General features: G+C 68.5%; 26 protein-coding genes. 19 read left to right on the top strand and 7 right to left on the bottom strand.

Translation table 11 applies throughout. From position 1 onward, the window contains the following. From sctQ to sctT, 4 genes are all read left to right on the top strand, one after another. On the top strand, positions 1–302 hold a 302-nt coding region (gene sctQ, locus CURTO8I2_RS12385; RefSeq protein WP_159681361.1), incomplete at its 5' end, for a type III secretion system cytoplasmic ring protein SctQ. 3 nt (positions 303–305) lie between these two features. Next, on the top strand, positions 306–1,307 hold the full coding sequence (locus CURTO8I2_RS15540) for an EscR/YscR/HrcR family type III secretion system export apparatus protein (protein WP_305067730.1): 1,002 nt from the start codon (positions 306–308) through the stop codon (positions 1,305–1,307). Continuing rightward, entirely contained in the window at positions 1,304–1,570 is a 267-nt protein-coding gene (sctS, locus tag CURTO8I2_RS12370; RefSeq protein ID WP_159681360.1) for a type III secretion system export apparatus subunit SctS, read from the top strand. Before CURTO8I2_RS15540 ends, sctS begins: the two co-directional genes overlap by 4 nt. After that, on the top strand, positions 1,570–2,355 hold the full coding sequence (sctT, locus tag CURTO8I2_RS12365) for a type III secretion system export apparatus subunit SctT (protein WP_159681359.1): 786 nt from the start codon (positions 1,570–1,572) through the stop codon (positions 2,353–2,355). Before sctS ends, sctT begins: the two co-directional genes overlap by 1 nt. Before the next feature lie 766 nt (positions 2,356–3,121). Here sctT and sctU read toward each other — a convergent pair. Beyond that, positions 3,122–4,324 (bottom strand): type III secretion system export apparatus subunit SctU, encoded by a 1,203-nt coding sequence (gene sctU / locus CURTO8I2_RS12360; protein WP_159681358.1) that lies wholly within the window; start codon positions 4,322–4,324, stop codon positions 3,122–3,124. Positions 4,325–4,607: 283 nt separating this feature from the next. Here sctU and CURTO8I2_RS12355 point away from each other — a divergent pair, with 283 nt between their 5' ends. The 5 genes from CURTO8I2_RS12355 (at position 4,608) to CURTO8I2_RS12335 (ending at position 10,129) form a co-directional block, all read left to right on the top strand. Then, positions 4,608–4,922, top strand: a complete 315-nt coding sequence (locus CURTO8I2_RS12355) for a hypothetical protein (protein WP_159681357.1) — start codon at positions 4,608–4,610, stop codon at positions 4,920–4,922. A 78-nt stretch (positions 4,923–5,000) separates the two neighbouring features. After that, a complete protein-coding gene (locus tag CURTO8I2_RS12350; RefSeq protein ID WP_159681356.1) occupies positions 5,001–5,678 on the top strand; it encodes a hypothetical protein in 678 nt (225 codons plus the stop codon). A 65-nt stretch (positions 5,679–5,743) separates the two neighbouring features. Continuing rightward, positions 5,744–6,694: a hypothetical protein gene (locus CURTO8I2_RS12345; RefSeq protein ID WP_159681355.1), complete on the top strand. Its 951-nt coding sequence runs from the start codon at positions 5,744–5,746 to the stop codon at positions 6,692–6,694. Positions 6,695–6,738: 44 nt separating this feature from the next. After that, positions 6,739–9,492 (top strand): glycerol-3-phosphate 1-O-acyltransferase PlsB, encoded by a 2,754-nt coding sequence (gene plsB / locus CURTO8I2_RS12340; protein WP_159681354.1) that lies wholly within the window; start codon positions 6,739–6,741, stop codon positions 9,490–9,492. A 157-nt stretch (positions 9,493–9,649) separates the two neighbouring features. Then, positions 9,650–10,129, top strand: coding sequence for a hypothetical protein (locus CURTO8I2_RS12335; RefSeq protein ID WP_159681353.1), 480 nt, complete (start codon positions 9,650–9,652; stop codon positions 10,127–10,129). A gap of 794 nt (positions 10,130–10,923) precedes the next feature. Here the strand turns inward: CURTO8I2_RS12335 and CURTO8I2_RS12330 are convergent. Continuing rightward, positions 10,924–11,139 (bottom strand): YdcH family protein, encoded by a 216-nt coding sequence (locus tag CURTO8I2_RS12330; RefSeq protein WP_159681352.1) that lies wholly within the window; start codon positions 11,137–11,139, stop codon positions 10,924–10,926. A gap of 158 nt (positions 11,140–11,297) precedes the next feature. Here CURTO8I2_RS12330 and bamE point away from each other — a divergent pair, with 158 nt between their 5' ends. Continuing rightward, positions 11,298–11,894, top strand: coding sequence for an outer membrane protein assembly factor BamE (bamE, locus tag CURTO8I2_RS12325; RefSeq protein WP_159681351.1), 597 nt, complete (start codon positions 11,298–11,300; stop codon positions 11,892–11,894). A gap of 120 nt (positions 11,895–12,014) precedes the next feature. On the opposite strand, the gene CURTO8I2_RS12320 is transcribed toward bamE, so the two are convergent. Both CURTO8I2_RS12320 and CURTO8I2_RS12315 read right to left on the bottom strand, forming a co-directional pair. Next, entirely contained in the window at positions 12,015–13,673 is a 1,659-nt protein-coding gene (locus CURTO8I2_RS12320; RefSeq protein WP_159681350.1) for an ATP-binding cassette domain-containing protein, read from the bottom strand. 251 nt (positions 13,674–13,924) lie between these two features. Next, positions 13,925–14,578, bottom strand: a complete 654-nt coding sequence (locus tag CURTO8I2_RS12315; protein ID WP_159681349.1) for an NAD(P)H-binding protein — start codon at positions 14,576–14,578, stop codon at positions 13,925–13,927. A gap of 111 nt (positions 14,579–14,689) precedes the next feature. Between CURTO8I2_RS12315 and ttcA the strand changes: the two genes are divergently transcribed. The 4 genes from ttcA to CURTO8I2_RS12295 all read left to right on the top strand — a co-directional run bounded on the left by ttcA (position 14,690) and on the right by CURTO8I2_RS12295 (position 18,045). After that, positions 14,690–15,598: a tRNA 2-thiocytidine(32) synthetase TtcA gene (ttcA, locus tag CURTO8I2_RS12310; RefSeq protein ID WP_159681348.1), complete on the top strand. Its 909-nt coding sequence runs from the start codon at positions 14,690–14,692 to the stop codon at positions 15,596–15,598. 141 nt (positions 15,599–15,739) lie between these two features. Continuing rightward, a complete protein-coding gene (locus tag CURTO8I2_RS12305) occupies positions 15,740–16,642 on the top strand; it encodes a recombination-associated protein RdgC (RefSeq protein WP_159681347.1) in 903 nt (300 codons plus the stop codon). Between the two features lie 61 nt (positions 16,643–16,703). After that, positions 16,704–17,483: a SprT family zinc-dependent metalloprotease gene (locus CURTO8I2_RS12300; RefSeq protein ID WP_159681346.1), complete on the top strand. Its 780-nt coding sequence runs from the start codon at positions 16,704–16,706 to the stop codon at positions 17,481–17,483. A gap of 88 nt (positions 17,484–17,571) precedes the next feature. Further along, complete coding sequence (locus tag CURTO8I2_RS12295; protein WP_159681345.1) at positions 17,572–18,045, top strand: hypothetical protein; 474 nt, start codon at positions 17,572–17,574, stop codon at positions 18,043–18,045. A 34-nt stretch (positions 18,046–18,079) separates the two neighbouring features. Here CURTO8I2_RS12295 and CURTO8I2_RS12290 read toward each other — a convergent pair whose 3' ends face one another. Beyond that, positions 18,080–18,928, bottom strand: coding sequence for an alpha/beta hydrolase (locus CURTO8I2_RS12290; RefSeq protein WP_159681344.1), 849 nt, complete (start codon positions 18,926–18,928; stop codon positions 18,080–18,082). 8 nt (positions 18,929–18,936) lie between these two features. Further along, positions 18,937–19,920: a ferrochelatase gene (hemH, locus tag CURTO8I2_RS12285; protein WP_159681343.1), complete on the bottom strand. Its 984-nt coding sequence runs from the start codon at positions 19,918–19,920 to the stop codon at positions 18,937–18,939. A gap of 152 nt (positions 19,921–20,072) precedes the next feature. On the opposite strand from hemH, the gene CURTO8I2_RS12280 reads away from it, so the two are divergent. From CURTO8I2_RS12280 to CURTO8I2_RS12260, 5 genes are all read left to right on the top strand, one after another. Beyond that, the gene (locus CURTO8I2_RS12280; RefSeq protein WP_159681342.1) at positions 20,073–20,957 is read left to right on the top strand and encodes a lipid-binding SYLF domain-containing protein; all 885 of its coding nucleotides are present in this window, start codon (positions 20,073–20,075) and stop codon (positions 20,955–20,957) included. 78 nt (positions 20,958–21,035) lie between these two features. Next, positions 21,036–21,263, top strand: a complete 228-nt coding sequence (gene tatA, locus CURTO8I2_RS12275; RefSeq protein ID WP_159681341.1) for a Sec-independent protein translocase subunit TatA — start codon at positions 21,036–21,038, stop codon at positions 21,261–21,263. A gap of 15 nt (positions 21,264–21,278) precedes the next feature. Continuing rightward, on the top strand, positions 21,279–21,779 hold the full coding sequence (tatB, locus tag CURTO8I2_RS15475; protein WP_236551097.1) for a Sec-independent protein translocase protein TatB: 501 nt from the start codon (positions 21,279–21,281) through the stop codon (positions 21,777–21,779). Beyond that, entirely contained in the window at positions 21,743–22,495 is a 753-nt protein-coding gene (gene tatC, locus CURTO8I2_RS12265; RefSeq protein WP_255475812.1) for a twin-arginine translocase subunit TatC, read from the top strand. The genes tatB and tatC overlap by 37 nt, the downstream gene beginning before the upstream one ends. An 8-nt stretch (positions 22,496–22,503) precedes the next feature. Beyond that, complete coding sequence (locus tag CURTO8I2_RS12260; RefSeq protein ID WP_159681340.1) at positions 22,504–23,193, top strand: RDD family protein; 690 nt, start codon at positions 22,504–22,506, stop codon at positions 23,191–23,193. Between the two features lie 6 nt (positions 23,194–23,199). Here the strand turns inward: CURTO8I2_RS12260 and CURTO8I2_RS12255 are convergent, their stop codons facing one another. Next, positions 23,200–24,147, bottom strand: a complete 948-nt coding sequence (locus CURTO8I2_RS12255) for a hypothetical protein (RefSeq protein ID WP_159681339.1) — start codon at positions 24,145–24,147, stop codon at positions 23,200–23,202. Positions 24,148–24,161: the final 14 nt, after the last annotated feature.

The following is a 24,161-nucleotide window of genomic DNA, read 5'->3' as shown; positions in this document are numbered from 1 at the left end:
CCCGCCACCAGGAGACGCCCCGCATGAGCGAGACCGACGCCACCGAAACACCGCCGAGCGACGACACCCCCGCTGCCGAGGACCCGTCCGGCCGCCTGCCGGTCGAGGTGGAGTTCGAGGTCGGCAAGGTCGAGTTGCGCCTGGCGGACATTGCCGGCCTGCAACCGGGCTACGTGTTCGCGCTGCCGGTGCATCTCGAAGGCGCCAACGTCACCATCCGCGCCAATGGCCGCGTCGCCGGACAGGGCGAGCTGGTCGCCGTGGGCGACACGCTGGGCGTCCGCCTGCTGTCCTGGAGCTGAGGCATGGATTTCAGCACGTTCTCGCCTGCCCTCGTCCTGGTGACGGTGGTCAGCCTCGCGCTGGCCCCTTTCGTGGCAGTGATGGTCACGTCCTTCACCAAGATCGTGGTGGTGCTGAGCCTGTTGCGCAACGCGCTGGGCCTGCAGCAGGTGCCGCCGAACGTGGTCATCAACGGCCTGGCGATCGTGCTGTCGATCTACGTGATGTATCCGGTGATCCTCGACGTCCAGGACGCGGTCAACGCGCGCCTGGAAGGCCGGCCGCCGCCGGCATCGGTCCAGCGCCAGATCGACGCCCGCGCCGAGCAGCAGGCGATCCGGGAAGGCCGCCCGATCGACGTGCGTCCCGCATCGACGCCCGCGCCGGTGCAGGCCGATGCACCTGCACCGACCAGCCCGGCCGCCGCCGACGCGCTGGCGGCCGAAGCGCAGGCGCAGGGCGCCCCCGAGGGCGTCGATCCCATGTTCGCCGCGGTGCAGGGCGGTTCGAGCAACGACCCGCGTGAGGACACCCCTGCTGCCCAGCCACCCGGCCTCGCCGAAGAAATCACCGGCGGTACCGGCAGCGCGGGCGCAGCGCCCGCACCGGCGGGCGGCAACTTCGACACCAACCGCATGCTGCTGATGATCGATGCCGGCAAGGAACCGCTGCGCACGTTCCTGATCCAGCACTCCAGCGATTCCGAGCGTGCGTTCTTCCTGCGCAGCGTGCAGCGCATGCTCCCGCCCGAGCGCCGCGGTGGCATGACGCCCGACGACTTCATCGTCATCGTGCCGGCCTTCACCGTGAGCGAGCTGACGGCCGCGTTCCAGATCGGCTTCCTGATCTTCCTGCCGTTCCTGATCATCGATCTGGTGGTCGCCAACATCCTGCTCGCGCTGGGCATGATGATGCTGTCGCCGACGACGGTCTCGCTGCCGTTCAAGCTGCTGCTGTTCGTGCTGATCGACGGCTGGGCCAAGCTCGTGCACGGCCTTGTGCTCACCTATGGAACCGCCACATGAGCGACGTGCTGGAGTTCACCAAGGAGGCCCTGTGGCTGGTGCTGCTGCTGTCAGGGCCTCCGGTCGCGGCCGCCGCGCTGATCGGGTTGATCGTCGCGTTCCTGCAGGCGGCCACCCAGCTGCAGGAGCAGACGTTTCCCTACGCGCTGAAATTCCTGGCCGTCGTGATCACGCTGTTCGTCACCGCGTCGCTGATGGGCGGCACGCTGTACGTGTTCGCCGACCGCATCTTCATCGATTTCCCCGGCCTCGTCCGACGCTGATGGACTTCGGCACGAACCCGATGCTGGCGCTCGCGCTGACGCTGCCGCGTATCGCCGGCGCATTCCTGATGCTGCCGCTGCTGACCACCGAGACCGTGCCGGCGATGGTGCGCAACAGTTTCATGGTGAGCCTGGCGATCGTCGCGATTCCGATCGCGCTCGCAGGTGCGCCGCCGATGGAAGCGGCCGGCACCGCGCACTGGTCGGCCATCGTGCTCAAGGAAACCTTCATCGGCATCTCGATCGGGTTCTGCTACGGCATCGTGTTCTGGGCGATCAGCTCGGCCGGCGTGATCATCGACACCCAGGTCGGCATGTCGATGGCGCAGATCTTCGATCCGATCCAGGGCCACCAGACCTCGTTGCACGGCGAATTCCTGTCGCAGTTCGCGACCTGGCTGTTCATGGCCAGTGGCGCGTTCATCGTCTTCCTCGACCTGCTGATGACGAGTTACACGGTCTGGCCCGTCATGAGTTTCTTCCCCGACCTGCGCATGAGCGGAATGGCGTTGTTCGTCGGGCAGTTCGGCTATCTGATGACCGCGATGCTGCTCATCGCCGCGCCTGCCATGGTGATCCTGCTGGTCATCGATCTGTCGTTCGGCCTGGTCAACCGCTACGCCCCGCAGCTCAACGTATTCGCGCTGACGATGCCGATCAAGGCGTGGCTGGCGACAGCGATCATCCTGCTGATGATCGGGACCTTCGTGGAGATCGTGATGACGCGACTGGTCGACAACAGCGGCCTGATCGAGGCGCTCAAGCACGCGTTCAGTGCGACGTAGTGCTGCTGGTTGCTTCAGCGCGCGCTTCGGTATCGAGCTTCGGCCCTGACGTTTCGCTTCGGCTTTGGCTTCGGCTTTTGACTTGAATCGAGCCGTAAAGCGAGCCGAGCACCGGAGCCTGACGTGGCCGAAGAGCAGCCCATGTCTGAGCGCAGCGAGTTTGGGCTGCGTGCCGCGTCAGGCGAGGCGCAGAGGGAACCGGACGGGCGAAGCCCGGCGGGATCGCGTCCGGCGAAGGGACCTTTTGGTTCCTTTTGGGTCCATCCAAAAGGGACTCGCACGCGCAGCGGGCGAAAGCACTGCACTTGCTTGAGCTTCGCAGCTCATCGCTTGTCGCTTTGGGACTTTGACGTTCTGCCGGAAAGAAGATCAACCGCAGGAGCGAAGATCAAAGACAGGGCTTCCGCGCTGTCGCGCGGCTTACTTTTGTCTTGGCAAAAGTGAGCAAAACCGTCTTCGCCGGACGCGATCCGCCGCGATACAGCCGCGGCGGTCCCCTGCGCTTCTCGGACGACGGGGCACGCAGCCCAAACTCGCTACGCTCAAACATGGGCTGCTCTTCGACCCCGCCGCCCTGCGATGCTCGGCTCGCTTTACGGCTCGATTCAAGTCAAAGGCTGAAAGCCAAAGCCAAGGCCAAGGCAAAAGCAAAAGCCGAAGCAAGCTAGAAACGCGAAGGTGGAAATCCCGCAGCAGCGCGCAGCGGACGTGCGAAGAAAACACTGAAAAGAAAAAGAAAGCGGCGCCTCAGCGCCGCCACGTATCCCTATCGCATTGGATCCCGCGGATCCTCGAGCCGCACCGTCACCGCCGGATCATCCGCGAGCGGCGGCGGCAACGCCCCGGGATCGGTCAGTCCGATCTCCTCGCGCATGTCCGGCGGCGGGTCGAACTCGGGCGGCTCGGGGCGGTGTTCGCCCATGCGCACGCCCTCGGCCCAGTAGAGCACCTGTGCGACGGCCTCGAAGAACTCGTCGCTGATGTAGTCGTCGATCTCGACGCGCGCATTGAGGCCGCGCGCCAGCGGGACGTTCTCGAGGATCGGCACGCCGGCCTCTTCGGCGACGCGCTTGATCTCTTCGGCGACGTGGCCTTCGCCCTTCGCGACGACGAGTGGCAGATCGTCGCCCTGTTCGTACTGCAGGGCGACGGCGATGTGCGTGGGATTGGTCACGATGACGTTCGATCCTCGTACGGCGTTGAGCATGTTCTGTTGCGACCACTCCTGGTGCAACTGCTTGCGACGCTGCTTGACGTAGGGGTCGCCTTCGTTCTCCTTGACCTCCTGCTTGATGTCGCGGCGGCTCATGCGCAGCTTCTTCATGTAGGAGTATTTCTGGTACGCGGCATCGACCGCGGACACGAAGAAGAAGACGAAGATCGTCCAGATGCCGATCCACTTGAGCGCATGCCAGATCGCGCTGCCCATGGCGGCAGGCTGGGCGAACGGCAGCTGCAGCAGGTTGGGCAGCATGCCCCACAGCACGAAACCGCCGATGGTCAGCAGCGCCACGCTCTTGAGAACGCTCTTGATGAGTTCGACGAGGTTGTCCATCGAAAACATCTTCTTGACGCCGCTGACCGGGTTCATCTTCGACAGGTCGGGCGTGACCTTCTTCATCGACAGGACCGGCCCGACCTGCAGGAACTCCACGATCAGGGCGAGCAGCACGGCGAGCAGCAGCAACGGCAGCGTGACCGCCAGCAGCGTCTGCGCCGCCAGCGGACCGATCGTGCGCAGCGCGATGTCGAACGGCTGATTCATGACGTGCAGGCTCTGGTCGAACAGGCCGCTGATCCGCCGGAACATGTACCCCATCAGCATCCAGCCACCGGCCAGCCAGCCCATGATGAGCACGGTGCTGGTCAGCTCGCGGCTCTTGGCGACATTGGCGTCCTTGCGCGCGTCCTTGAGCTTCTTGCTGGTCGGTTTTTCGGTTTTGTCGGCGCCCTCGTTCTCTTCGGCCATCCGCACTCCGAGCGATCGCATGCGCGCGGTGTCGCGCGTCTGGCCGCAGGCTAGCATGCGGGCGTGAGGCAACTGTCCGGCCTCGAACCGGGACATGTTGGCGAAGGCGACGTGGCAGCGCGCGGCTCTGTCCAACGGCGATTCAGCTGCAGGCCGCAGCGCGCGCGGATTCCTCGCCACCCTAGGGACAGCCCGAGATAGCCGTTGCATGGCACCGGCGTTACAGTCCCGCCATCGCCGCAGAAGCGGTCCAGCTCCCCAGGGTTTCCAGGTTTCCGTTCCGATGAGCAGCATCCCCTCCGACGTCAGCTTCAATGCCGCCAGCCTCGACCGGCTGGGTGGGCATGTCGCGTTCGACGACCTGCGCCAGCAGCCGGGTTCCGGCCTCGCGCCGGCGGATGGCGGCTACGCGGACGCCCCGCGCGGCCCGCAGGCTGACCCGGGTGAGGATGTGCTCAACGTGGCGGCCTGGGACGGCGTGGCGGCCGGCAACCGCCAGCTGCCCGGGGATCTGGCCTTCGAAGCGCGCCTGTCGGCCATCGACCTGTCGCAGGCGGCCGACCAGGGCGCCGACGCGATCCTCGACGCACTGGCCTGAATCTTCGGGAAGCCCGGCCGGCGGCTGGGTTAAAGTCCGGGCGCCTCAACTGCCGTGTCTGACACGGGTTCCCCGACCATGAATGCCGTTCCTTCCGCGCACGCCCTGCGCGTCGCCGCCGATCGCATGGTGTCGACGCTGGCGGCGCATGCCGACCCCGAGTACCGGTTGACCGTGCTCAAACGCCTGGTGCGCCGGCTGGGCGAGGACCGGTATCCGGTGTTCCTGCGTCTGCTGGGCGTGGTCGCGGAAAGTGACGACACCCGCGCGCAGCGCCTGCTGGCGGACACCATCGGCACCGCCCTGCGGCGTATGGACCTGCCCGGCGGTGCCTTGAGTTCCTGGGGCGCGACCCGCCTGCCCGACAGCGCCGCGCCGGTCTCGGCAAGCGATTTCTCCGGCCAGTTCTTCGGCGGCACGCCACGCCGCATGCTGGGCCCGGTGGAGTACCTCACGGTCTGGCATCTGCAGCGGACGCAGCGCACCGCGCTGTCCGCCGAGACCTTCCACACCAGTCTGTCGCGGATGATCGCGCTGCTGAACCAGTCGGAAGACGCGCGCACGCTGTATCCGCAGAAGCTGGCCGTCGACGCGCAGAACGAACTCGAAGGTGCCTATACCCGCGCGACGCGCGAGCGGCTGGCCGCGATTGCGACGGCCTGGAAGGCGGGTCGCAGCCCGGACGAGATCGCCCAGGCCGCGCTCGATGCCCGCGCCACCGACACGCCGCACGGCTGGGTGCTGCGGGACCTGTAACGGCGCTTGTCCGGTCATCGACCGGCTTGCAAGATGGGGCGTCCGGCTTCGCAGGAATTGCCCGCATGTCCCTTCCCGCCCGTCCGCCCGGTGCGTCCTCTCGTCGACGCGCCCCGGCCACCACGCTGCTCCTGCTGTTGCTGCTGGGGTTGGCGGCCTGCCAGCGCGAGGCGGCGGTCGAAGTCGTGCCCGCACCCGGCGCAGGCACGCCGGTGGAAGCGGTCACCCTGCTCACGGCGCATCTGCGGGCAGGCGATCTGGCCGCGTTCGCGCGCGACGCGTCGACCCCCGATCTGCAGCCGGGCCTCGACGCCGCCTGGCGCGCCGGCCGGACCCGCTGGCCGCTCGACGAGCTGCCGCTGTCGGCCCAGCTGCCCGCGGTGCTCGCTGCACTGAGCGCGCCCCAGGCCGAGCGCGTGCTGCTGCAGACCTTCAACCGGCAGTTCGCCGGTGCCGAGCGGGAGATGCGCTCGGCCGCGGTGGGGCTGGGCGCGTTCGCCATCCAGTATCTGGAGCAGGGTGGCGACTTCAGCGAGGACGAGCGGGCGCACTACACGCAGATGATCGCCGCGGCGAGCCAGTGGGCCAATGCCGCGCCACTCGCCGACCGCACCCGTGCACGCGAGACGATCACCGCGCTGGTCGCCGCCGCCGGGACGGGCGGCATCGACAGCGACGCCGCACTCGGCGCGGCCGGCATGCAGGACGGCCTGACCCGCCTGTCGCCCCTGTTCCAAGCCGGCAAGCAGCGGCTGGCCGCCTACGGCCTGGATCTGGACCAGACCTTCGACAGCGTGGCGGCGACGCTGGACAGCCAGACCGGCGACACCGCCCGTGTCCGTCTGCGCTACCAGCTGGCCGGCCAGCCGGTCGACACGGTGATCGCCGTCGAGCGTCACGACGGGCGCTGGTATGTCAGCGACTTCCTGGCCCATGCCCGGCAGGCCGCGGCGCCAGCGGCGGCTGCAGCGCCCCCAGCGCCCGCCACCGCGCGCCCCGCACGCCCGGACGCATGAGCGCGGGTCCGCCCGGTGCGGCCGGAACGGGTCGCTTGGGCATAATGCCGACGATGCCTGACCAACCAACCCTCGAATTCCCGGACGGCGACCACGCCCGGCGCGCCGAACAGCGCCCGGCGGACGCCGCGGACCCGTCCGTGCCCGCCACGTCGACGCCGCAGACGCCATCCGTCGACGGCACGGACGCGCCCGCGTCCGGTGCGACGCCTGCCGAGGACGCGCCGACGGTTGCCGGGATCCCGCCGGGCACATTGCCCGTGCCGCTGGCCGCCCCGCGCCGCGCGGTGCGCCGCCCGTGGTGGGCCGGCCTGCTCGGTTGGCTGATGCGGCCGTGGATCGGCCTGAAGGTGGAGCCGCAGACGCCCGAGACGCTCGTCGACCATCGCCCAGTCTGCTACGTGCTCGAGGACTACGGCCTGTCGAATGCGCTGATCCTCGAACGCGCATGTCGCGAGGCCGGCCTGCCCTCGCCGCTGCAACCGCTGCCCGGCGACCCGCTCGGCCGCAAGCGCGCCTACGTCGCACTGTCGCGGCGCAATGCCGGCGGTGCGCTGGCGATGGCGACCGGCCAGCCGCAGTCGAAGGCGACGCATTCCGAATCGCTGGCCCGCCTGCTCGAAGCGCATCGCCGCGACGACGCGCTCGACGTGCAGGTCGTGCCGGTCTCGATCTTCGTCGGCCGCTCACCGGACAAGAACAACGGCTGGTTCGCGGTGCTGTTCTCGGAGAACTGGACCATCGTCGGCCGGTTCCGCCGCCTGCTGGCGATCCTGCTCAACGGCCGTGACACTCTGGTGCGCTTCGCCGAGCCGGTCGCCGTACGCCCGCTGCTCGCCGAAGGTCTCGATCCCGAGCGTACGGTGCGCAAGCTCTCGCGCGTGCTGCGCACCCATTTCAACCGCATGCGCGAAGCGATCATCGGGCCGGACCTCTCGACCCGCCGCCTGCTGGTCGACAAGGTGCTGGCCTCGCCCGCGGTCAAGGACGCGATCGCCGACCAGGCGCGCCGCGACAACAGCAAGCCGGAAGAGGCGTGGAAGAAGGCGCACGCCTACGCCTACGAGATCGCCGCCGACTATTCGCACCCGGTGGTGCGCTCGGCGAGCTACCTGCTCACCACCGTGTGGAACCGCATCTTCCGCGGCGTGCTGGTGCACCACATCGATACCCTCAAGGCCGCGGCGCCCGGGCACGAAATCGTCTACGTGCCCAGCCACCGCAGCCACATGGACTATCTGCTGCTGAGCTATCTGCTCTACAACCGCGGCATCGTGCCGCCGCACATCGTTGCGGGCATCAACCTCAACCTGCCGGTCATCGGCACCATCCTGCGCAAGGGCGGCGCGTTCTTCATCCGCCGCTCGATCCGCGGCAACGCGCTGTACTCGACCGTGCTGGCCGAGTACGTGGCCCAACTGGTCGCCGGCGGGTATTCGATCGAATACTTCGTCGAAGGCGGCCGCTCGCGTACCGGGCGCCTGCTCGCGCCGAAGGGCGGCATGGTGTCGATGACGCTGCGCGCGTTCCTGCGCCAGCCGACACGCCCCGTGCTGTTCCAGCCGATCTACGTCGGCTACGAAAAGCTGATGGAAGGCGGCAGCTATCTCGACGAGCTGTCGGGCAAGAGCAAGAAGAAGGAATCGATCTGGCAGCTGCTGTGGAGCATCCCGCAGGTGCTGCGCTCCAATTACGGCCAGGTGGTGGTGAACTTCGGCGAGCCGATCGCGCTGGCCGACGTGCTCGCCGAACACGCGACCGGCTGGGACGGCAACGCGGTCGCCGACAGCGAGCGCCCCGAGTGGCTGTCGCGCACGGTCGACGTCATTGCCGAAAAGATCAACGTCAACATCAACCGCGCCGCCGACGTCAATCCGATCAACCTGCTGGCGCTCGCGCTGCTGTCGACACCGAAGCACGCGATGGGCGAAGCCGACCTGCTCGCCCAGATCGCGCTGTCCAAGCAGTTGCTGGTCGACGTGCCGTATTCGGATCGCGTCACGGTCACCCCGCACACGCCGCAGGAAATCGTCGCGCACGGCGAGGAGATCAACGTACTCGAACGCGTCGCGCATCCGCTGGGCGACGTGTTCCGCGTCGACGACGAGAAGTCGGTGCTGCTGACCTACTTCCGCAACAACGTGCTGCACCTGTTCACGGCTTCGGCCTGGATCGCGTGCTGTTTCCTGCAGAACCGGCGCATGAGCCGGCATACGCTGCTGCGACTGGGCCGCACGATGTATCCGTTCCTGCAGGCCGAGCTATATCTGCCGTGGGACGAGGACACGTTCGCGGAGCGCATCGCGCTGACGCTGCAGACCTTCGAGCGCGAAGCCCTGCTCGAGCGCGTCAGCGACGAGGACGATGGCATCTACGCGCGCAACGCCGGCCAGACCGACGAGGTGTTCCGCCTGCGCGCGCTGAGCCATCCGCTGCAGCAGGCCTTCGAGCGCTACTACATCGCGATTTCCGTGCTCGCCAAGAACGGCCCCGGCACCCTCGGCGCCGGCGAACTCGAAAGCCTCTGCCAGCTCGCCGCCCAGCGCCTGTCGCTGCTCTATGCCCCGGCCGCCCCCGAGTTCTTCGACAAGTCCCTGTTCCGCGGCTTCATCCAGAAGCTCCGTGAACTCGGCCTCGTCAAACTCGACGGCAACAGCAAGCTCGTCTTCGACGACCGCCTCGACAACTGGGCCAAGGACGCCAAGGTCATCCTCGGCCGCGAACTGCGGCACTCGATCGAGAAGGTGAGCCCGGAAGCGGTGAAGCCCGCGGAGCCGGTGGTCGTCGTCGCCGAGTGAGGTCGACGCGGCGCGCCTGTCGGTCGTCTGGGCGCAGCGGCATCGGGCTCCCGGCGACCGGCAGGTGAAAGGCACTGACATTTCGTACGATCGAATGTAACGTCGCGGAATCATCAGGCCAGACAGCGATGGCCCAACCAGTCCGACAGCAGGTGGCATGAAAGCACGCGCGCTCCTTTCCATGGCAGCCTTGTTGCTCGCTGCCCAGACCGCCGTCGCGTGCGGCACACGTCTGCCAGCAGTGCAGGCGCAGATCGATGCCGCTGACCTGGCTGAGCTTCTGGAACTCACGCGGGTCGCAACGCAAGAGGCTGATGCGATATTCATCGGTACCGTCACTGCGCTGGTTCACCCCACCATCGACCAGCCCGAGCGCGGCTCGGTTCGCCTCGCAGTCGAGCAGACCCTCAAGGGCGATCCGTCCCCGGTCCAAGCGGCGCGATGGAAGACGCAGTTCACATTTGCATGCCGGCAGTCCGCGTCGTTCCACGATGTCGGCTTCCGTGCAGGGGGAAGATTCATCGTGTACGTCCGGCACGGCGAGGTCACGCGCTCGGCGGCTGCTGATCACCTGCGCAGCGGTTTGCTTGGCCTCGATCAGGAGCGGGCCATTGCCGCGGGTGGCGATCCGATCTGAAGCGCGCCTCCATGTGACCATGGTTCACGACGCGTCATCGAGCGTCGTTGGCGAGACCACATGAATCTGCAGACGATCGAAAACAGGGTGTTCGTGTCGGCGTGCGAACTTGCGAATCCATTAGTGCTCTGAGAGGCGCTTGGTTTCGAAGCGATGTCGGAATCGAACGATCCCACTTATCGTCGTTTAGGCGTCACATCCATTCCTGAAGTCGCAGCTCTACAACCCGGGCCATGCGAACAACTTCGTGATGCACATGCTCGTCTCAAATGCAGACGTCTGGCAGCGCAGTGTCAAGACGTCAGGCGTGGCAACGGTGTTCCCGGTAGGTCTCCAGGCCGCCGGATGATCGGACTTGGGGCATCAGGAATTCACACTCTTTGATCCGATTGGCGTGCGCTGGCGGATCGCGCACGTCATTCCAGGCTCATGTCCCTGTGTCACCTAAGCAACAACCGCCAGACGTCGCTTCTTTGAATCGACTTGACCGGGCTTCCCCTAAGAGGATGAAGGACATGAACGATCCGTCTACTCGTGGGTCGACCTGTTCTCCGCACGCCACCCGCCCACTGATTGTTCGATACATTCCAATGGACGCATGCGATGTGATCGGCATGCACTCTGACGAGTCCGGCACGCTGTATCGCGTATACGCCGAGATCGCCGATCGCGCGGACTTCGACAAGTGCGCATCGATCGTTCCATCCGCACGCGCGGACGTGGCGTTCCAGGGCTGCAGTTCGAAGTTCGGAACAGGCCTGCCGCATCCCATCCGCTCGCGCCGGCGTTTCGCCTCAGGCGGGCTCGTCGGGAATCAGGTCCGACTCCAGCCGGGCGATGCAGTCCTTGAGCTGCAGCTTGCGTTTCTTCATGCGCTGCATCGCCAGTGCTTCGGGGGCCGGCGTGGCCTGCAGGTCGGCGATGGTGCGGTCGAGTTCGCGATGCTCGGCGCGCAGCCGCATCAGCAGCGCGCTCCGGCTTTCCTCGATGTCGGGGGCGTCGTTCGACATCGGTGCAGCTTATCGCAACATCGCGTCAACCCGGGTGCTTGGCGGGGCGTGATGCCGCTGCAACAATGCGCTGCGCCGGACGGGGACCGGTGCGACGTCGGCTGCCGCCGCGTGCCGTCCATCCGCGGCAGCCCCGGCCGCTTCGTCAAGGAACCAGGATGTCCCTACGATCGCACCGCCGCGCGCCCGCGCGCATCGCCGCTTCGCTGCTCGCCATCGCCGCGCTCGCGGCCACCGCCCAGCTCTCCGCGCAGGAGAAGTACGACGGCTACCTGTGCTGCAACCTGCGCAGCGACGGCAGCTGGATCAGCGACAGCAACTACGCCGAGAACGGCAAGCGCGTGGTCCCGGTCGGCACGCCGACCAGCGTCACCGGCTACGGCCGCCACCGCGTCAACGTGCGGATCGACGGCGAGAAACAGTCGATCGGCAACGACTACAGCCGCGACATCGCACCGGCCGACTTCGCGAAGCGCTACGTGGTGACCGAGGATCCGGCGGCGAAGATCGCCACGTATCCGGCCAAGATCCAGGACGCGATCAAGCGCGCGAAGATCACGCCCGGCATGACCCGCGAACAGGTGCTGATGTCGCTGGGCTATCCGATCAGCAGCGAGAATCCGGATCTGGCCGCGGACCTGTGGCGCTACTGGATGAGCAGCTTCGCCGAGTTCCAGGTGCAGTTCGACGCGGCGGGCCGTGTCCGGGACATCACCACCGATCCCAATACGCGCAATCTGGTGTGGGTGCCCTGAGGCGGACGCCTTCGGCTTGAACAGGCCATGAGAAAACAGGCGCCGAGAGGCGCCTGTTTTCGTTGCAGGCGGACCCGACCGTTGATCGACGGGCCGCGCCGGTGGGGTCGGCGTCGCAGCTCAAGAATCGACGGTGTCCAGATGGAGGCGGTCGACGTCCAGATGCAGACGGTGGGTGAGCGCCAGCGCATCGAGCACGGCCGGGTCGTGGCTGACGACGACGAGTGCGCCGGGCCAGCCGCGCAGCAGCGCGACCAGCGCATCGACGCTGTCGAGATCGAGATGGCTGGCGGGTTCGTCGAGCAGCAGCAGCGGCGCCGCCGGCTGCGCCCATGCGGCGGCCGCGATGGCGACCCGCATGCGCTCGCCCCCGGACAGCAGAGCCAGCGGCTGCCTGGCCCGCGCGCCCGTCAGGCCGAGCAGTGCGAGCCGCGTCGCGGGTACGTCCGTCGCCCCGGCCTGCATGCGATCGGCCAGCCAGTCGAGCGCCGGCATCGCGTCGGGCAGGTTGGCGAGCATCTGGTCGAGCGCTTGCACCGGCACGCAGACTTCGACGGTCCCGCTGGCGAGCGTGGTCTCGCCGCGCAGCGCGCGCAGCAGCGTGGTCTTGCCGCTGCCGTTGCGCCCCACCAGACCGATCCGCACCGGGCCGCACGCATCCCAGGTCAGCGCCTGCGCCGGCGCGCCGGCGACGGGATGCGCGCCGTCGAACCGCATCACCCGCCGCGCCACCGGCAGGGCGACCGCGGCATCGACGAACGCGGGCGCAGGCGTGGCATCGGTCGCGGCGAACGCGTCACGCACCGCGGTGTCACCATCGGCGAGGCGCTGTGCCAGTGCGCCGCGCGCGCGTCCGGCATGGCGTTCGGCGTTGCCCTTGGCGTGGTCCAGCAGCAGCGGCGACTGGTTGCTGGTCTCGCGCATCCGCTGCCCGCGCGCCTGACGCTGGTCGAGCCGCTGACGTTCACGTCCCACCGCACGTTGTGCACGCGCGCGATCGATCCGCGCCTGCGCGAGTGCATCTTCTGTCTGACGCCGCGTGGCATCGCGCGCGGCGCGCCATGCGTCGAGTCCGCCGTCCATCCACTGCAGCCCGTCGGCGCGCAGCTCGACCAGTCGCGGCATCGCGCGCAGCCACACGGGATCGTGGGTCACGACCAGTACAGCCCCTGCGCGTTGCAGGAACTGCCGGCACCAGGACGCGGACGCGTCGCTGTCGAGAAAGGTGCTGGGCTCGTCGAGCAGCAGCACGCGGGCATCGCACCACGACGCGGCGAGCAGTCGCAGCTGCTGGCACTGCCCGCCCGAGAGCAGCCCAGGATCGGACGTCGGCGTCAGATCCTGGAAACCCAGCGCTGCGAACGCATCCGCCAATCGCGTTTCAAGCGCCCAGTCGTCGTCGACGCATGCCGCATCGTCCGCGTCGCCATGACCCGCCAGCAGCCGGCGCAGCGCATCGAAGCGCGCGCCCAGTCCCAGCAGGTCGACGACGCGCGGCGGCAACGGCCCCGGATGCTGCGTCAGCAGCTGCTGACCACCTGCCACTTCGACAGTGCCAGCGCGGGCGCCATCAGAAAGCTGCCGGAGCAGCGTGGATTTGCCGACGCCATTGGCGCCGACCAGCCCACTGGGGCCGTCGTGCAGCACCAGCGACAGATCGTCGTAGAGCACGCTGCCGTCGTCGCGCGCGGCGGACAGGCCACGGGCGCGCAGCGCGGGCACGACGGAAGAGGACGCAGACAGCGACGCGAAAGGCGCCGACGAGACAGGCACGGACATGGAAGAACCTCGCAAACATGGGGACGCGACCCGGATGGGTCGTCGGACTCGATGTCGGCTCAGTACTTCACGTCATTGCGCTCCTGGAAGACGGGGTTGCGAACGCGCGGGTTGCGGCAGGCAACCGCGCGATCAGCATGCAGTCTACGACTGCGCGCCGCACCGTCGCATTAACGCGGGGAATCGATCGGCACGGTCGTCAGTGGCGCAGGCGAACGGACCGTTCTCCATTCGCTCCTACGCGCACGCGATCAGTCACCGCCGACGAAGGTTTCGATCGGCACATCGCCATCGACGAAATCCAGGGTGCGGCCCACGGTGCCCGGCGCATCCAGCACGGCGGCGGCGACCGCCGCCACGTTTGCGCGCGACACCGGCGTGCCGCTGTCGGCGTTCGCGCCATCGGCGACACGGCCACTGCCGGCATCATCGGTCAGCCGGCCCGGACCGAGGATCGTCCAGTCCAGCGCGCTGTCGCGCAGGTGCGCGTCGGCTGCGGCTTTCGCTTCGGCATAGGCGAAAAAGCCGTCATCCGGCGCGATGCCGTGATCGAAGCCGGCGCCGATGTAGGACACCATCACGTAGCGCCGCACGCCGGCGACGGCCGCGGCATCGATCGAGCGGATCGCCGCATCGCGGTCGACCGCATACGTGCGCGCGGCTTCGCCACCGCCTGCACCCGCCGACCAGACCACCGCGTCGTGGCCGGCGAGCTGCGCGGCGATCGCATCGGTCTGCGCGTGTTCGATGTCGAAGACGACCGGCGTGGCGCCGGTGTCGGCGACGGCGTCGCGGTGGGCCGCGTTGCGGAACAGCGCGGTCACGGCGTGTCCGCTTCCGGTGAGGCGCTGGGCCAGCTGCAGGGCGATGCGGCCGTGGCCGCCGATGATGACGATGCGCGACATGACGCTCTCCGTCCAACAGGAATGGCGTCGCAGCCTTGCACGGCGCGTGTGGGCGCGCGGTCGCAGGCACGTTGCGGCAACGTCCGAACCCGCGCCCGGTAAACTGGCCCGATGAGTATCGTCCTGCCCCTGCACGCACCGCTGCCGCATCCGCGCGATCCGCGCCGTGGCGCGCCGGAGGTGCATACGCTGGGCAAGCGGCTCCGCCATCAGGTGGGTCGCGCGATCGCCGATTTCGGCATGATCGAGGACGGCGACAAGGTCATGGTGTGCCTGTCGGGCGGCAAGGACAGCTACACGCTGCTCGACATCCTGCTGCAGTTGCAGTCGAAGGCACCGGTGGCGTTCTCGATCACTGCGGTGAACCTCGACCAGAAGCAGCCCGGCTTTCCCGAGCATGTGCTGCCGGACTATCTGACGGCGCGTGGCGTTGATTTCCACATCATCGAACAGGACACCTATTCGGTCGTCAGCCGGGTGATTCCGGCAGGGAAGACGATGTGTTCGCTGTGCTCGCGCCTGCGCCGCGGCGCGCTGTACCACCACGCGGCGCAGCACGGCTTCACGAAGATCGCGCTCGGCCACCATCGCGATGATCTGGTCGCAACGTTCTTCCTCAACATGTTCTTCCACGCCAAACTCGGCGGCATGCCGCCGAAACTGCGCAGCGATGACGGCCAGCATGTCGTGATCCGTCCGCTGGCGTACGCGGCCGAAGCCGACATCGCCGCATATGCGCAGGCCAAGGCGTTCCCGATCATCCCCTGCACGCTGTGCGGCTCGCAGGAGAACCTGCAGCGCAAGCAGGTCCAGAACATGCTGGCAGCCTGGGAGCGCGAGACGCCCGGCCGCATCGAGACGATCGCGCGGTCCCTGGGCAACGTCAGCCCGTCGCAGCTGAGCGATCCGGCGCTGTTCGATTTCCGCATGATCGGTCCGGGCACGGCGCCCGTCACGATCGACGACTGGTCGGCCGACGCGCCGGACACGCCGATCGACATCGCGATGCGCGAGGCATGAACACCGCCCTCCACGCCGCGCCGACGCAGCGTCTGCCGTCGATGTCGGCCCGCGCCTGCACCCGGCACGCATCACACCATTCCTGACGCCCACCGCTCGTGTGCGGCGTCCTTCCCCACTTCCAATGGAATCATCCGCCCCATGTTCTTCCGCAATCTGACCCTGTTCCGCTTTCCCACCAGCCTCGACCTGTCCGAACTCGACGCGCGTCTGGCCGAATTCCCGCTCAAGCCGGTCGGCCCGCTGGAGATGTCCTCGCACGGTTTCATCTCGCCGTTGGGCCGCGAGGCCGAGGTGATGGCGCATCGCATCGAGGACACCCTCTGGATCACCGTCGGCGGTGAAGAGAAGATCCTGCCCGGCCCGGTGGTCAACGAGCTGCTGTCGCGGCGCATCGAGGAGTTCGAGGAGAAGCAGGGCCGCAAGCCCGGCGGCAAGATGCGCAAGCAGATGAAGGACGATCTGCTGCAGGAGCTGATGCCGCGCGCATTCGTGAAGCCGGTGCGCAGCGATGCGCTGATCGACCTCGAGCACGGTGTGGTCGCGGTGAACTCCTCCAGCCGCAAGAGCGCGGAAAACCTGGTCTCAAACATCCGTACCGCGCTCGGCAGCTTTCCGGCGCTGCCGCTCAACGCCGAAGTCTCGCCGCGCGGCGTGATGACCGGCTGGATCGCCGGCGAACCGCTGCCCGACGGCCTGACGCTGGGCGAGGAATGCGAACTCAAGGATCCGTCCGACCAGGGCGCGATCGTGCGCTGCCAGCGTCAGGATCTGCAGTGCGAGGAGATCACCCGCCATCTCGACGCCGGCAAGCAGGTCACCAAGCTCGCGCTCAACCTCGACGACCACGTTTCCTTCGTGCTCGGCGAGGATCTGATCGTGCGCAAGTTCAAGCTGCTCGACGGCGCGCTGGATTCGCTCGAGCACACCGAGAACGACGACATGCGCGCCGAACTCGACGCCCGCTTCGCGCTGATGCGCGGCGAGTTCAAGCGCCTGTTCACGGTGCTCGAAGGCGCGCTGAAGCTGTCGAAGGCGGACTGAGCGCCTGCGCACGTGCGACGGCGGCACCGGTCGCGTCGCACGCAGCGCTTACAATCCGCGCATGCCGTCCCTGTCGCGCCTGCTGTCACGTCCTGCAAAGCCTGTCTCGATCCAGCGCGATTCGCTCCGTCTCAGGCTCGAGGATGGGCGTGAGATCGAGGTGCTGCGGGTGCGCGATCCGCGCGCCCGGCGCATCCGTCTGAGCGTCAGCGAACGCGGCGCACGCCTGACCTTGCCGCTGCGCGCGAGCCTCGTCACCGGCGATGCCTTCCTGCAGCAGCACCGCGCGTGGCTGGCCGCGCAGATCGCGGCGCACGGTGAAGCGCTGCCCCTGCAGCGTGGCGTGACCACGCATCTGCCGCTGCGCGGCGGCCTGCAGCCGCTGCGCTGGGAGGGCGGCCGCTTCAGCCATGTGCGCATGGACGACGATGGCGTGCTGGCTTTCGCCTCGCCCGAACACGCCGGTCCAGCCGCGCTGCAGCGTGCGCTGCGCGAGTTCTACGAGGCGCAGGCGCGCGCCGACATCGGCCGCTGGCTGCCGGCCTACCTGCCCGGCCTGCCGCGCACGCCGCGGCGCATCTGCCTCAAGGTGATGTCCTCGCAGTGGGGCTCGCTGGCGCCGGACGGCACGCTCAATCTGGACCTGTCGCTGGTGCTGGGCGCGCCGTCGGCGTTCGAGTACGTGCTGGTGCACGAGCTGTGTCATCTGATCCACGCGGATCACTCGCCGCGGTTCTGGGGCGAGGTGGAGGCACGCTGCCCTGCCTGGCGCGAGGCGCGCGACTATTTCCGCGAGAGCGGACGCAGACTCAAGGCCGACCTGCACGCCCTGCTGGCCTGAGCGGGCCATCGAGACGGCCCACGATGGCCGCTCCGGCACCGCGTCCGCGTTGACCGGAATGAGCGGCCGCCGCCGCCGGAGAAACCCGATGGTCCGCCTGTGCCTGGCCGTGCTGCTCCTCGTCCTGTTGCCCGGCTGCCGCCAACCCGGCGACGCGATGGGGACCACGATCCGCTTCGACGCGCGCGGCGACCGCGTCGCGGCGACGCCTCTGCCACGTGCCACGTCGCTGACACTGCCTGCGGATTTCCCCCGCGACGTGCACCTGCCTGCGCGCTATGCGATCGACACCCTCACCGAGATGCCGGGCACACGCGTCGTCAGCCTGTTCGCCGACGGCGATGTCGTGTCGCTGTCGCAGGAAACCCGTCGCGCGATGGCGCGTCAGGGCTGGCAGCCCCGGCTCGCCACCCATCACGGCGGCGACAGCGCGGTCCTGGCGTTCGAGAAGGCCGGCCGCAGCGCGCTGTTCGCGTTCGACCGCAACCGCCCGGTGCAACCGTCGGACGACGCCGGTGTGATCGTCAGCCTGCAGCTGCAGGACGGGTTGGCGGTGCGGTGATGCGGCGTTCGTCGCGTCGCGAGGCGCGATGCGATCAACACTGCAGGAAATCCCCGATCGCGGCGGCGATCTCGACGGGCTGCTCCATGTGCAGGTGATGGCCGCCGGCGATCACGACCAGGTCCCCATCGGGCAGCAACCGCGCGCGGCGCGAACGGTCGGGTTCGGGCAGATAGGGCTGCGGCGGATCGGCGTAGATCACGCGCGTGGGGCATTCGATGCCGGCAATGAGGGCGTCGACCTGGCCGGGCGTCATGCGCACGGCGGTGGGAATCGTCAGGCGCGGGTCGCTGCACCAGACATGGCCACCCTCGACCGCCTGCACGCCACGTTCGACCAGCAGCCGCGCGACGGGTTCGCTCAGGTCGTTGACGCGCACGCGCGCGCGGATCGGCGCGTCGAGGTCCGGGAATACGCGCAGCGGACGCGTGCCCAGTCCACGCGAAGAGGCCACTGCTTCGCGCAGGCGCGGCACGGTCTCCGGCTCGGTTTCCGGCAGCGCGCCGAGTGCTTCGATCGCGACCAGACGTTCGATGCGCTCGGGCACTGCGGCGGCGACCAGGCTGGCGATGCCGGCGCCCATCGAATGCCCGAGCAGCGCGAACCGGTCCCAGCCCAGCGCATCGGCGATATCCAGCACCTGGTGCACGGCGCCGACGAAGGTGTAGTCGGTGCCGACCGGCATGTGCGCGCTGCGGCCGTGGCCGGGCAGATCGGGCGCGACGAGATCCAGGCCTTCGAGATGCGCGGCCAGCGGCACGAAGCTCGCGGCATTGTCGAGCCAGCCGTGCAGCGCGAGCACGCGTCGTGCGCCGACGGTGCCGAAGCGCAGGCCGCGCACGGTACCGATGCCGATCTCGACCTCGAACGGCCGCGGCGTCATGCCGCCGCTCACGCGCGCGCCGCCAGGTCGCGACGCGTCAGTGCGGCCAGCGCGCGGGCATGCGCGGGTGCGTCGTTGAGGCAGGGGATGTAACGCAGATCGCGGCCGCCGTGCGCGTGGAAGATCTCGGCGTTCTGCAACGCGATCTCCTCCAGCGTCTCCAGGCAATCGACCGCGAAGCCGGGGCACACGACGTCGAGCGTGCGGACGCCGTCGCCGCCCAGCGCCTTCAACGTCTCGTCGGTGTAGGGCTGCAGCCAGGGCTCGCGACCGAAGCGCGACTGGAAGGTCAGCATCGCGTCGTCCGGTGCCAGACCCAGCGCCTGCACGATCGCATCGACGCTCGCCCGGCACTGCTGCGGATACGGATCGCCGGCATCGGCCAGTCGCTGCGGAATGCCGTGGAAGGAGAACAGCAGACGCTCGCCGCGCCCGTGCGCGCGCCAGTGGGCGCGGATCGAATCGGCCACGGCCGCGACCCAGTCGGAGTCGAGGTGATAGTCGTCGCGCATGCCGGCCGCGCCGTCGGCGCTGAACACCGCATCGACGACATCGCGGACGGACGCCGTCGTCGTCGTCGAATACTGCGGATACAGCGGCAGCACCTGCACGCGCGCATGGCCGGCATCGCGCAGGCGCGTCAGCACGCCACGCAGGGACGGATTGCCGTAGCGCATGGCGTGCACCACCTGCGCATCGGGCATCTCGGTCTGCACGGCCGCTGCCAGCCGCGCGGTATGGACCGCGAGCGGCGAGCCGTCATCCATCCACACGCCGGCATAGAGCTTGGCCACACGCGGCGAGCGGAACGGCAGGATCACGAAGTGCAGGATCGGACACCACAACCAGCGCGTCAGGGCCACCACGCGGTAGTCGTGGAGAAACTCGGCGAGATAGCGGCGCACCGCCCTGGGCGTGGGCGCGTCGGGGGTGCCGAGATTGACGAGCACCACGGCATCGCGCGCGGGAGAGGAGGCTGGGGATTCGGACATTTCCATAGAATGGCAGGCACGACCCTGCAATGGCAGCGTTCCGGCACGCCGGAAGAACTCATGTGCGATTCATTGCCCCGTCACTAGCCTGAATCCGTTCTGTGTGCGCCGCATGGCGCATGCCCGATTCGTGCCCTAGCCCCGGAGCCACCATGACCCGTCCGTTCCGCCACACCGTGCTGGTGGCCGCGCTCGCCACTGCGTTCGTCGCCGGTCCCGCCGTCGCCGGCCCGACCGAGGATGCCCGGGCCCAGAACGCGGTCCGCGTGCTCAACGAAATCCAGGCGATCCCCGAATCGGGCATTCCCGACAAGCTGCTCGACGAGGCCCGCGCGATCGTCGTGATTCCGGACACCATCAAGGCCGGCCTGATCATCGGCGGTCGTCGCGGCCACGGCCTGATGTCGGTCAAGACGCCCGAAGGCACGTGGTCTAGCCCGGCGTTCGTCAAGATCACCGGCGGCAGCATCGGCTTCCAGGCCGGCGTGCAGTCCTCGGACGTGGTGCTGGTGTTCCGCAACGAGCGCAGCCTGGAATCGATCGTCAACGGCAAGTTCACTCTCGGCGCCGATGCCGGCGTCGCCGCCGGCCCGGTGGGCCGCAATGCCGCGGCGCTGACCGACGGCCAGCTCAAGGCCGAGATCTGGTCGTGGTCGCGCGCCCGCGGTCTGTTCGCCGGCGTCGCGCTCGACGGCGCCGTCCTGCAGATCGACGACGACGCCAACATCGCGGTCTACGGCAACACCACCACGCCGCGCGCGATCCTGGAGAACCGTCCGGGCCAGGCGCCGTCGAGCGCGGTCGTGGATTTCCGGGACCGTCTGGAAGAGGCCAGCGCCACGGCGCGCGTCTCGCGTGGCGGCACCGCGGTACCGGTCGCGCGTCAGGCGCAGTCGCCGGCCTACACGCCGGCCATCCAGAACGTGCCGCAAGCCACGACCGCGCCCGTGCAGCCACAACAGGCGCAGCCGTCGACCCAGGGCTTCCAGAACGTCGAAGACCAGCCGGCAACCGTCGAACCGTTGCCCGAGTACTGATGCAGTGCGCACCCGCACGCTGCGCGCGGGTGCGGTGCGTTATCCTGCCGGACCACCCGCAACTCCCGGAATTCCGACATGGGCAGTTTCAGCATCTGGCATTGGCTCATCGTCCTCGTCGTCGTGTTGCTGGTGTTCGGCACCAAGCGACTGCGCGGCGCCGGGCGTGATCTCGGCGAAGCGGTGAAGGGCTTCAAGAAAGGCATGCACGACGACGAGACACCCGATCGTCTCGACGACCGCTCGCAGGATCCGGCGAGCCGCGAGGCCGACAGGACGCGCCACGACGACACCACCCCGCGCTGACGCGGGACACGGTCGATGTTCGGGATCGGCACGGCCGAGTTGATGATCATCGCGTTGATCGCGTTGATCGTGCTTGGTCCCGAGCGCTTGCCCAAGGCGGCGCGATTCGCCGGGCTGTGGGTCCGCCGCGCCCGCGCGCAGTGGTATTCGGTGAAGTCCGAACTCGAGCGCGAACTCGCCGCCGAAGAACTCAAGCGCAGCATGCAGGACGCCCAGCGTTCGATCGCCGACGTGGGCACCCAGTTGCGTGACGCCGAACAGCACGCCCGCAGCAGCTTCGACGACGTGCGCAAGGAGGCCGGCGATCTGGTCGCGCAGGCACGGCGCATGTCCAGCGAGCCGCCGGCGACGCATCGCAGCCTTGATGCGGCACCGGCACCGGCGCCAACGCCCGTGACGCCGGACGCGCCGCCGCTGCCGCCCGACGCGATCGCCGGCGATCCCACCCGGCCCTGCCGACGAGGAGACCGATCGTGGCGTTGCACGCTGACGGAGACGGCGGCGAAGGCAGCCTGATCGACCATCTCATCGAATTGCGCATGCGGCTGATGCGCGGCGTGGCGGTCACCGGCCTGGTGCTGCTGTGCCTGCTGCCGTTCGCGAACACGCTCTACGGCCTGCTCGCCCAGCCGCTGCTCGACAAGTTGCCCGACGGCGCGCACCTGATCGCGATCGAGGTCGCCTCGCCGTTCTTCGCGCCGCTCAAGCTGGCGTTCTTCACCGCGGTGGTGGTGACGATGCCGTGGCTGCTCTACCAGGCCTGGGCGTTCGTCGCACCGGGCCTGTACAAACGCGAGAAGCGCCTGGCGATGCCGCTGCTCGCATCGGCGGTGGCCCTGTTCTACATCGGCTGCGCATTCGCGTTCTTCTTCGTGCTGCCGTCGGTGTTCACCTTCCTGACGATGGTGACGCCCGATGGCGTGGCGATGATGACCGACATCAACGCCTATCTGAATTTCGTGCTGGTGATCTTCCTCGCGTTCGGCCTGAGCTTCGAGCTCCCGGTCGCGCTGGTGATCCTGGTGCTGCTGGGCTGGGTGACGACCGACCAGCTTCGCGAGGCACGCGGATATGCGGTGGTCGGCGTGTTCGTGCTGGCCGCGGTCATCACGCCGCCGGACGTGGTCTCGCAGCTTATGCTCGCCATCCCGATGTGCCTGCTCTACGAGGCCGGGATCCTCGCCGCGCGCCTGCTCGCGCCCAAGCCCGACGCGGTGCGCGACGACGCATGAGTCTGCCGGTGGCCAGGTCCACGCCGCTGCTGCGCCGGTATGCGGCGTGGTCGCTGGATGCGGCGGCGATCGGGCTGGTGGTCGTCGTGCTGATGCACCGCCGTCTGTGGACGGGCCTGGACACCTGCGCACGCGCGATCGACGCCCTGGCGCAGGCGATGGCGGCGCTGATGCAGCACACGCTCGACCTCGCCGCGTCGCCCGCCGCCCTGCTGCAGGCCTGGATGGCCGACCCCGCGCTGCAGGTCGCGATCACCGCCCTGACGCTCGCGATCACATCGCTGACGCTCCCGACGATGGCGGTGTTCGCCGTGGTCGCAGGCGCCTGGTTCACCGCGTTCGAGGGCTCGCGCTGGCAGGCGACGCCCGGCAAGCGGCTGCTCGGCCTGCAGGTGGTGGACGACGACGGACTACCGCCCGGCTACGTGCGCGCCGGCCTGCGCACCGCCGCCGGCCTGCTGTCCTGGGTGAGCCTCAACATCGGCCATCTGCTGGCGGCGCGCGGACCGCGTTACCAGGCGCTGCATGACCGGATCGCAGGAACGCACGTGGTGCAGATCGACGATGCCCCGGTGCCGATGCCGGCGCGTCTGTGGCTGGTGCTGCAGCCGCCGGCGTTCTTCCTGTTACTCGCGCTGCTGATGCACCGCATCGACCGGAGCCTCGCCGCCGCACTCGACGCGACGCTCGGGTTCTAGGCGCGGTCAGAGCTCGATGCGGCCGCGGTCGGGACCGTCGGTGCCCGGTGCCGGGCCGGCGGTCGACGCATCGCCCTGCGGGCCGCAGATGTCGCGCCACATCGCGTACATCGCACCGAACATCACGATGTAGAGGATCAGCAGCAGGACCAGATACAGCGGCAGCACGAGCAGCGCGGCAAGGCCGGGGTGCACGAGGCTGGCGGCCACGCTGATCAGGGTGACCACCATCGCGAACGCCAGCATCAGCGCGAAGCCGCCGGCCATCGCGATGGCCGCGGCCACGATCACCGGCAGCACATTGCGCAACGCGCCGCCCAGACCATCGGTGAAGGCCCGCAGCACCGGCCGGCCACCGAGCGCGACCTGGCCCAGGCCGACCGCATAGACGGTGGCGTAATAGACGCCGAAGAAGATTGCCAGCGCCATCAGCGGGCCGATGCCGGTCGGCGGCAGCGGCAGGTCGGGTGGCGTGGCCGGGCCTGTCTGCGCGCTCATTTCCTGGCTGATGGTCAGCACCTGCATGTACCAGTCGACCACGCCGTCACCGAAGGCGCTGACCAGCGCGTAGAACGTGGCGATGTAGAGCGCCCCCATCAGCACGCCGAACCCGATCAGACGCCCGGCATTGCCGCCGGTGAACACCGCGAACACATCGGTCGGCTGCGCCGGACGTCCGTGCTCGGACGCGTCGATGACGTGCAGCACACCGGCGATCAGCAGCGGATAGACGATGATCGACACCAGCGACGTCGCGCCGATCAGCATGACCTGGGTGTTGGCGTCGAGGCCGAATGCGACCTGCGCGATCGCCTGCAGCACGTTCGGCACCAGCGCCAGCAGCGCCACAATCGCCGTCGCCCCGTACACCGCCCGCGGATTGGCCCGACCCACGTTGACGCCCTGCACGATCCACTTCCAGCCGTGGCCGGCCCCTACCGTCCGAGTCGTCATTTCCGCCGTATTCC

The organism is Luteimonas sp. 9C (assembly GCF_902506295.1).
GTDB lineage: Bacteria > Pseudomonadota > Gammaproteobacteria > Xanthomonadales > Xanthomonadaceae > Luteimonas.
This window is presented reverse-complemented; position numbering and strand designations above follow the sequence as displayed.

Excerpts from the sequence above, each read along its gene's own strand:
- CURTO8I2_RS12320 (WP_159681350.1), bottom strand. The coding sequence starts at position 13,673 with ATGTCCGTGCCTGTCTCGTCGGCGCCTTTCGCGTCGCTGTCTGCGTCC.
- sctS (WP_159681360.1), top strand. The coding sequence starts at position 1,304 with ATGAGCGACGTGCTGGAGTTCACCAAGGAGGCCCTGTGGCTGGTGCTG.
- tatA (WP_159681341.1), top strand. The coding sequence starts at position 21,036 with ATGGGCAGTTTCAGCATCTGGCATTGGCTCATCGTCCTCGTCGTCGTG.
- CURTO8I2_RS12295 (WP_159681345.1), top strand. The coding sequence starts at position 17,572 with ATGGTCCGCCTGTGCCTGGCCGTGCTGCTCCTCGTCCTGTTGCCCGGC.
- tatB (WP_236551097.1), top strand. The coding sequence starts at position 21,279 with ATGTTCGGGATCGGCACGGCCGAGTTGATGATCATCGCGTTGATCGCG.
- CURTO8I2_RS12345 (WP_159681355.1), top strand. The coding sequence starts at position 5,744 with ATGTCCCTTCCCGCCCGTCCGCCCGGTGCGTCCTCTCGTCGACGCGCC.
- sctT (WP_159681359.1), top strand. The coding sequence starts at position 1,570 with ATGGACTTCGGCACGAACCCGATGCTGGCGCTCGCGCTGACGCTGCCG.
- CURTO8I2_RS12280 (WP_159681342.1), top strand. The coding sequence starts at position 20,073 with ATGACCCGTCCGTTCCGCCACACCGTGCTGGTGGCCGCGCTCGCCACT.
- CURTO8I2_RS12290 (WP_159681344.1), bottom strand. The coding sequence starts at position 18,928 with ATGACGCCGCGGCCGTTCGAGGTCGAGATCGGCATCGGTACCGTGCGC.
- CURTO8I2_RS12255 (WP_159681339.1), bottom strand. The coding sequence starts at position 24,147 with ATGACGACTCGGACGGTAGGGGCCGGCCACGGCTGGAAGTGGATCGTG.
- CURTO8I2_RS12350 (WP_159681356.1), top strand. The coding sequence starts at position 5,001 with ATGAATGCCGTTCCTTCCGCGCACGCCCTGCGCGTCGCCGCCGATCGC.
- CURTO8I2_RS12355 (WP_159681357.1), top strand. The coding sequence starts at position 4,608 with ATGAGCAGCATCCCCTCCGACGTCAGCTTCAATGCCGCCAGCCTCGAC.
- CURTO8I2_RS12335 (WP_159681353.1), top strand. The coding sequence starts at position 9,650 with ATGAAAGCACGCGCGCTCCTTTCCATGGCAGCCTTGTTGCTCGCTGCC.
- bamE (WP_159681351.1), top strand. The coding sequence starts at position 11,298 with ATGTCCCTACGATCGCACCGCCGCGCGCCCGCGCGCATCGCCGCTTCG.
- sctU (WP_159681358.1), bottom strand. The coding sequence starts at position 4,324 with ATGGCCGAAGAGAACGAGGGCGCCGACAAAACCGAAAAACCGACCAGC.
- CURTO8I2_RS12330 (WP_159681352.1), bottom strand. The coding sequence starts at position 11,139 with ATGTCGAACGACGCCCCCGACATCGAGGAAAGCCGGAGCGCGCTGCTG.
- CURTO8I2_RS15540 (WP_305067730.1), top strand. The coding sequence starts at position 306 with ATGGATTTCAGCACGTTCTCGCCTGCCCTCGTCCTGGTGACGGTGGTC.
- CURTO8I2_RS12315 (WP_159681349.1), bottom strand. The coding sequence starts at position 14,578 with ATGTCGCGCATCGTCATCATCGGCGGCCACGGCCGCATCGCCCTGCAG.
- CURTO8I2_RS12305 (WP_159681347.1), top strand. The coding sequence starts at position 15,740 with ATGTTCTTCCGCAATCTGACCCTGTTCCGCTTTCCCACCAGCCTCGAC.
- plsB (WP_159681354.1), top strand. The coding sequence starts at position 6,739 with ATGCCGACGATGCCTGACCAACCAACCCTCGAATTCCCGGACGGCGAC.
- hemH (WP_159681343.1), bottom strand. The coding sequence starts at position 19,920 with ATGTCCGAATCCCCAGCCTCCTCTCCCGCGCGCGATGCCGTGGTGCTC.
- CURTO8I2_RS12300 (WP_159681346.1), top strand. The coding sequence starts at position 16,704 with ATGCCGTCCCTGTCGCGCCTGCTGTCACGTCCTGCAAAGCCTGTCTCG.
- ttcA (WP_159681348.1), top strand. The coding sequence starts at position 14,690 with ATGAGTATCGTCCTGCCCCTGCACGCACCGCTGCCGCATCCGCGCGAT.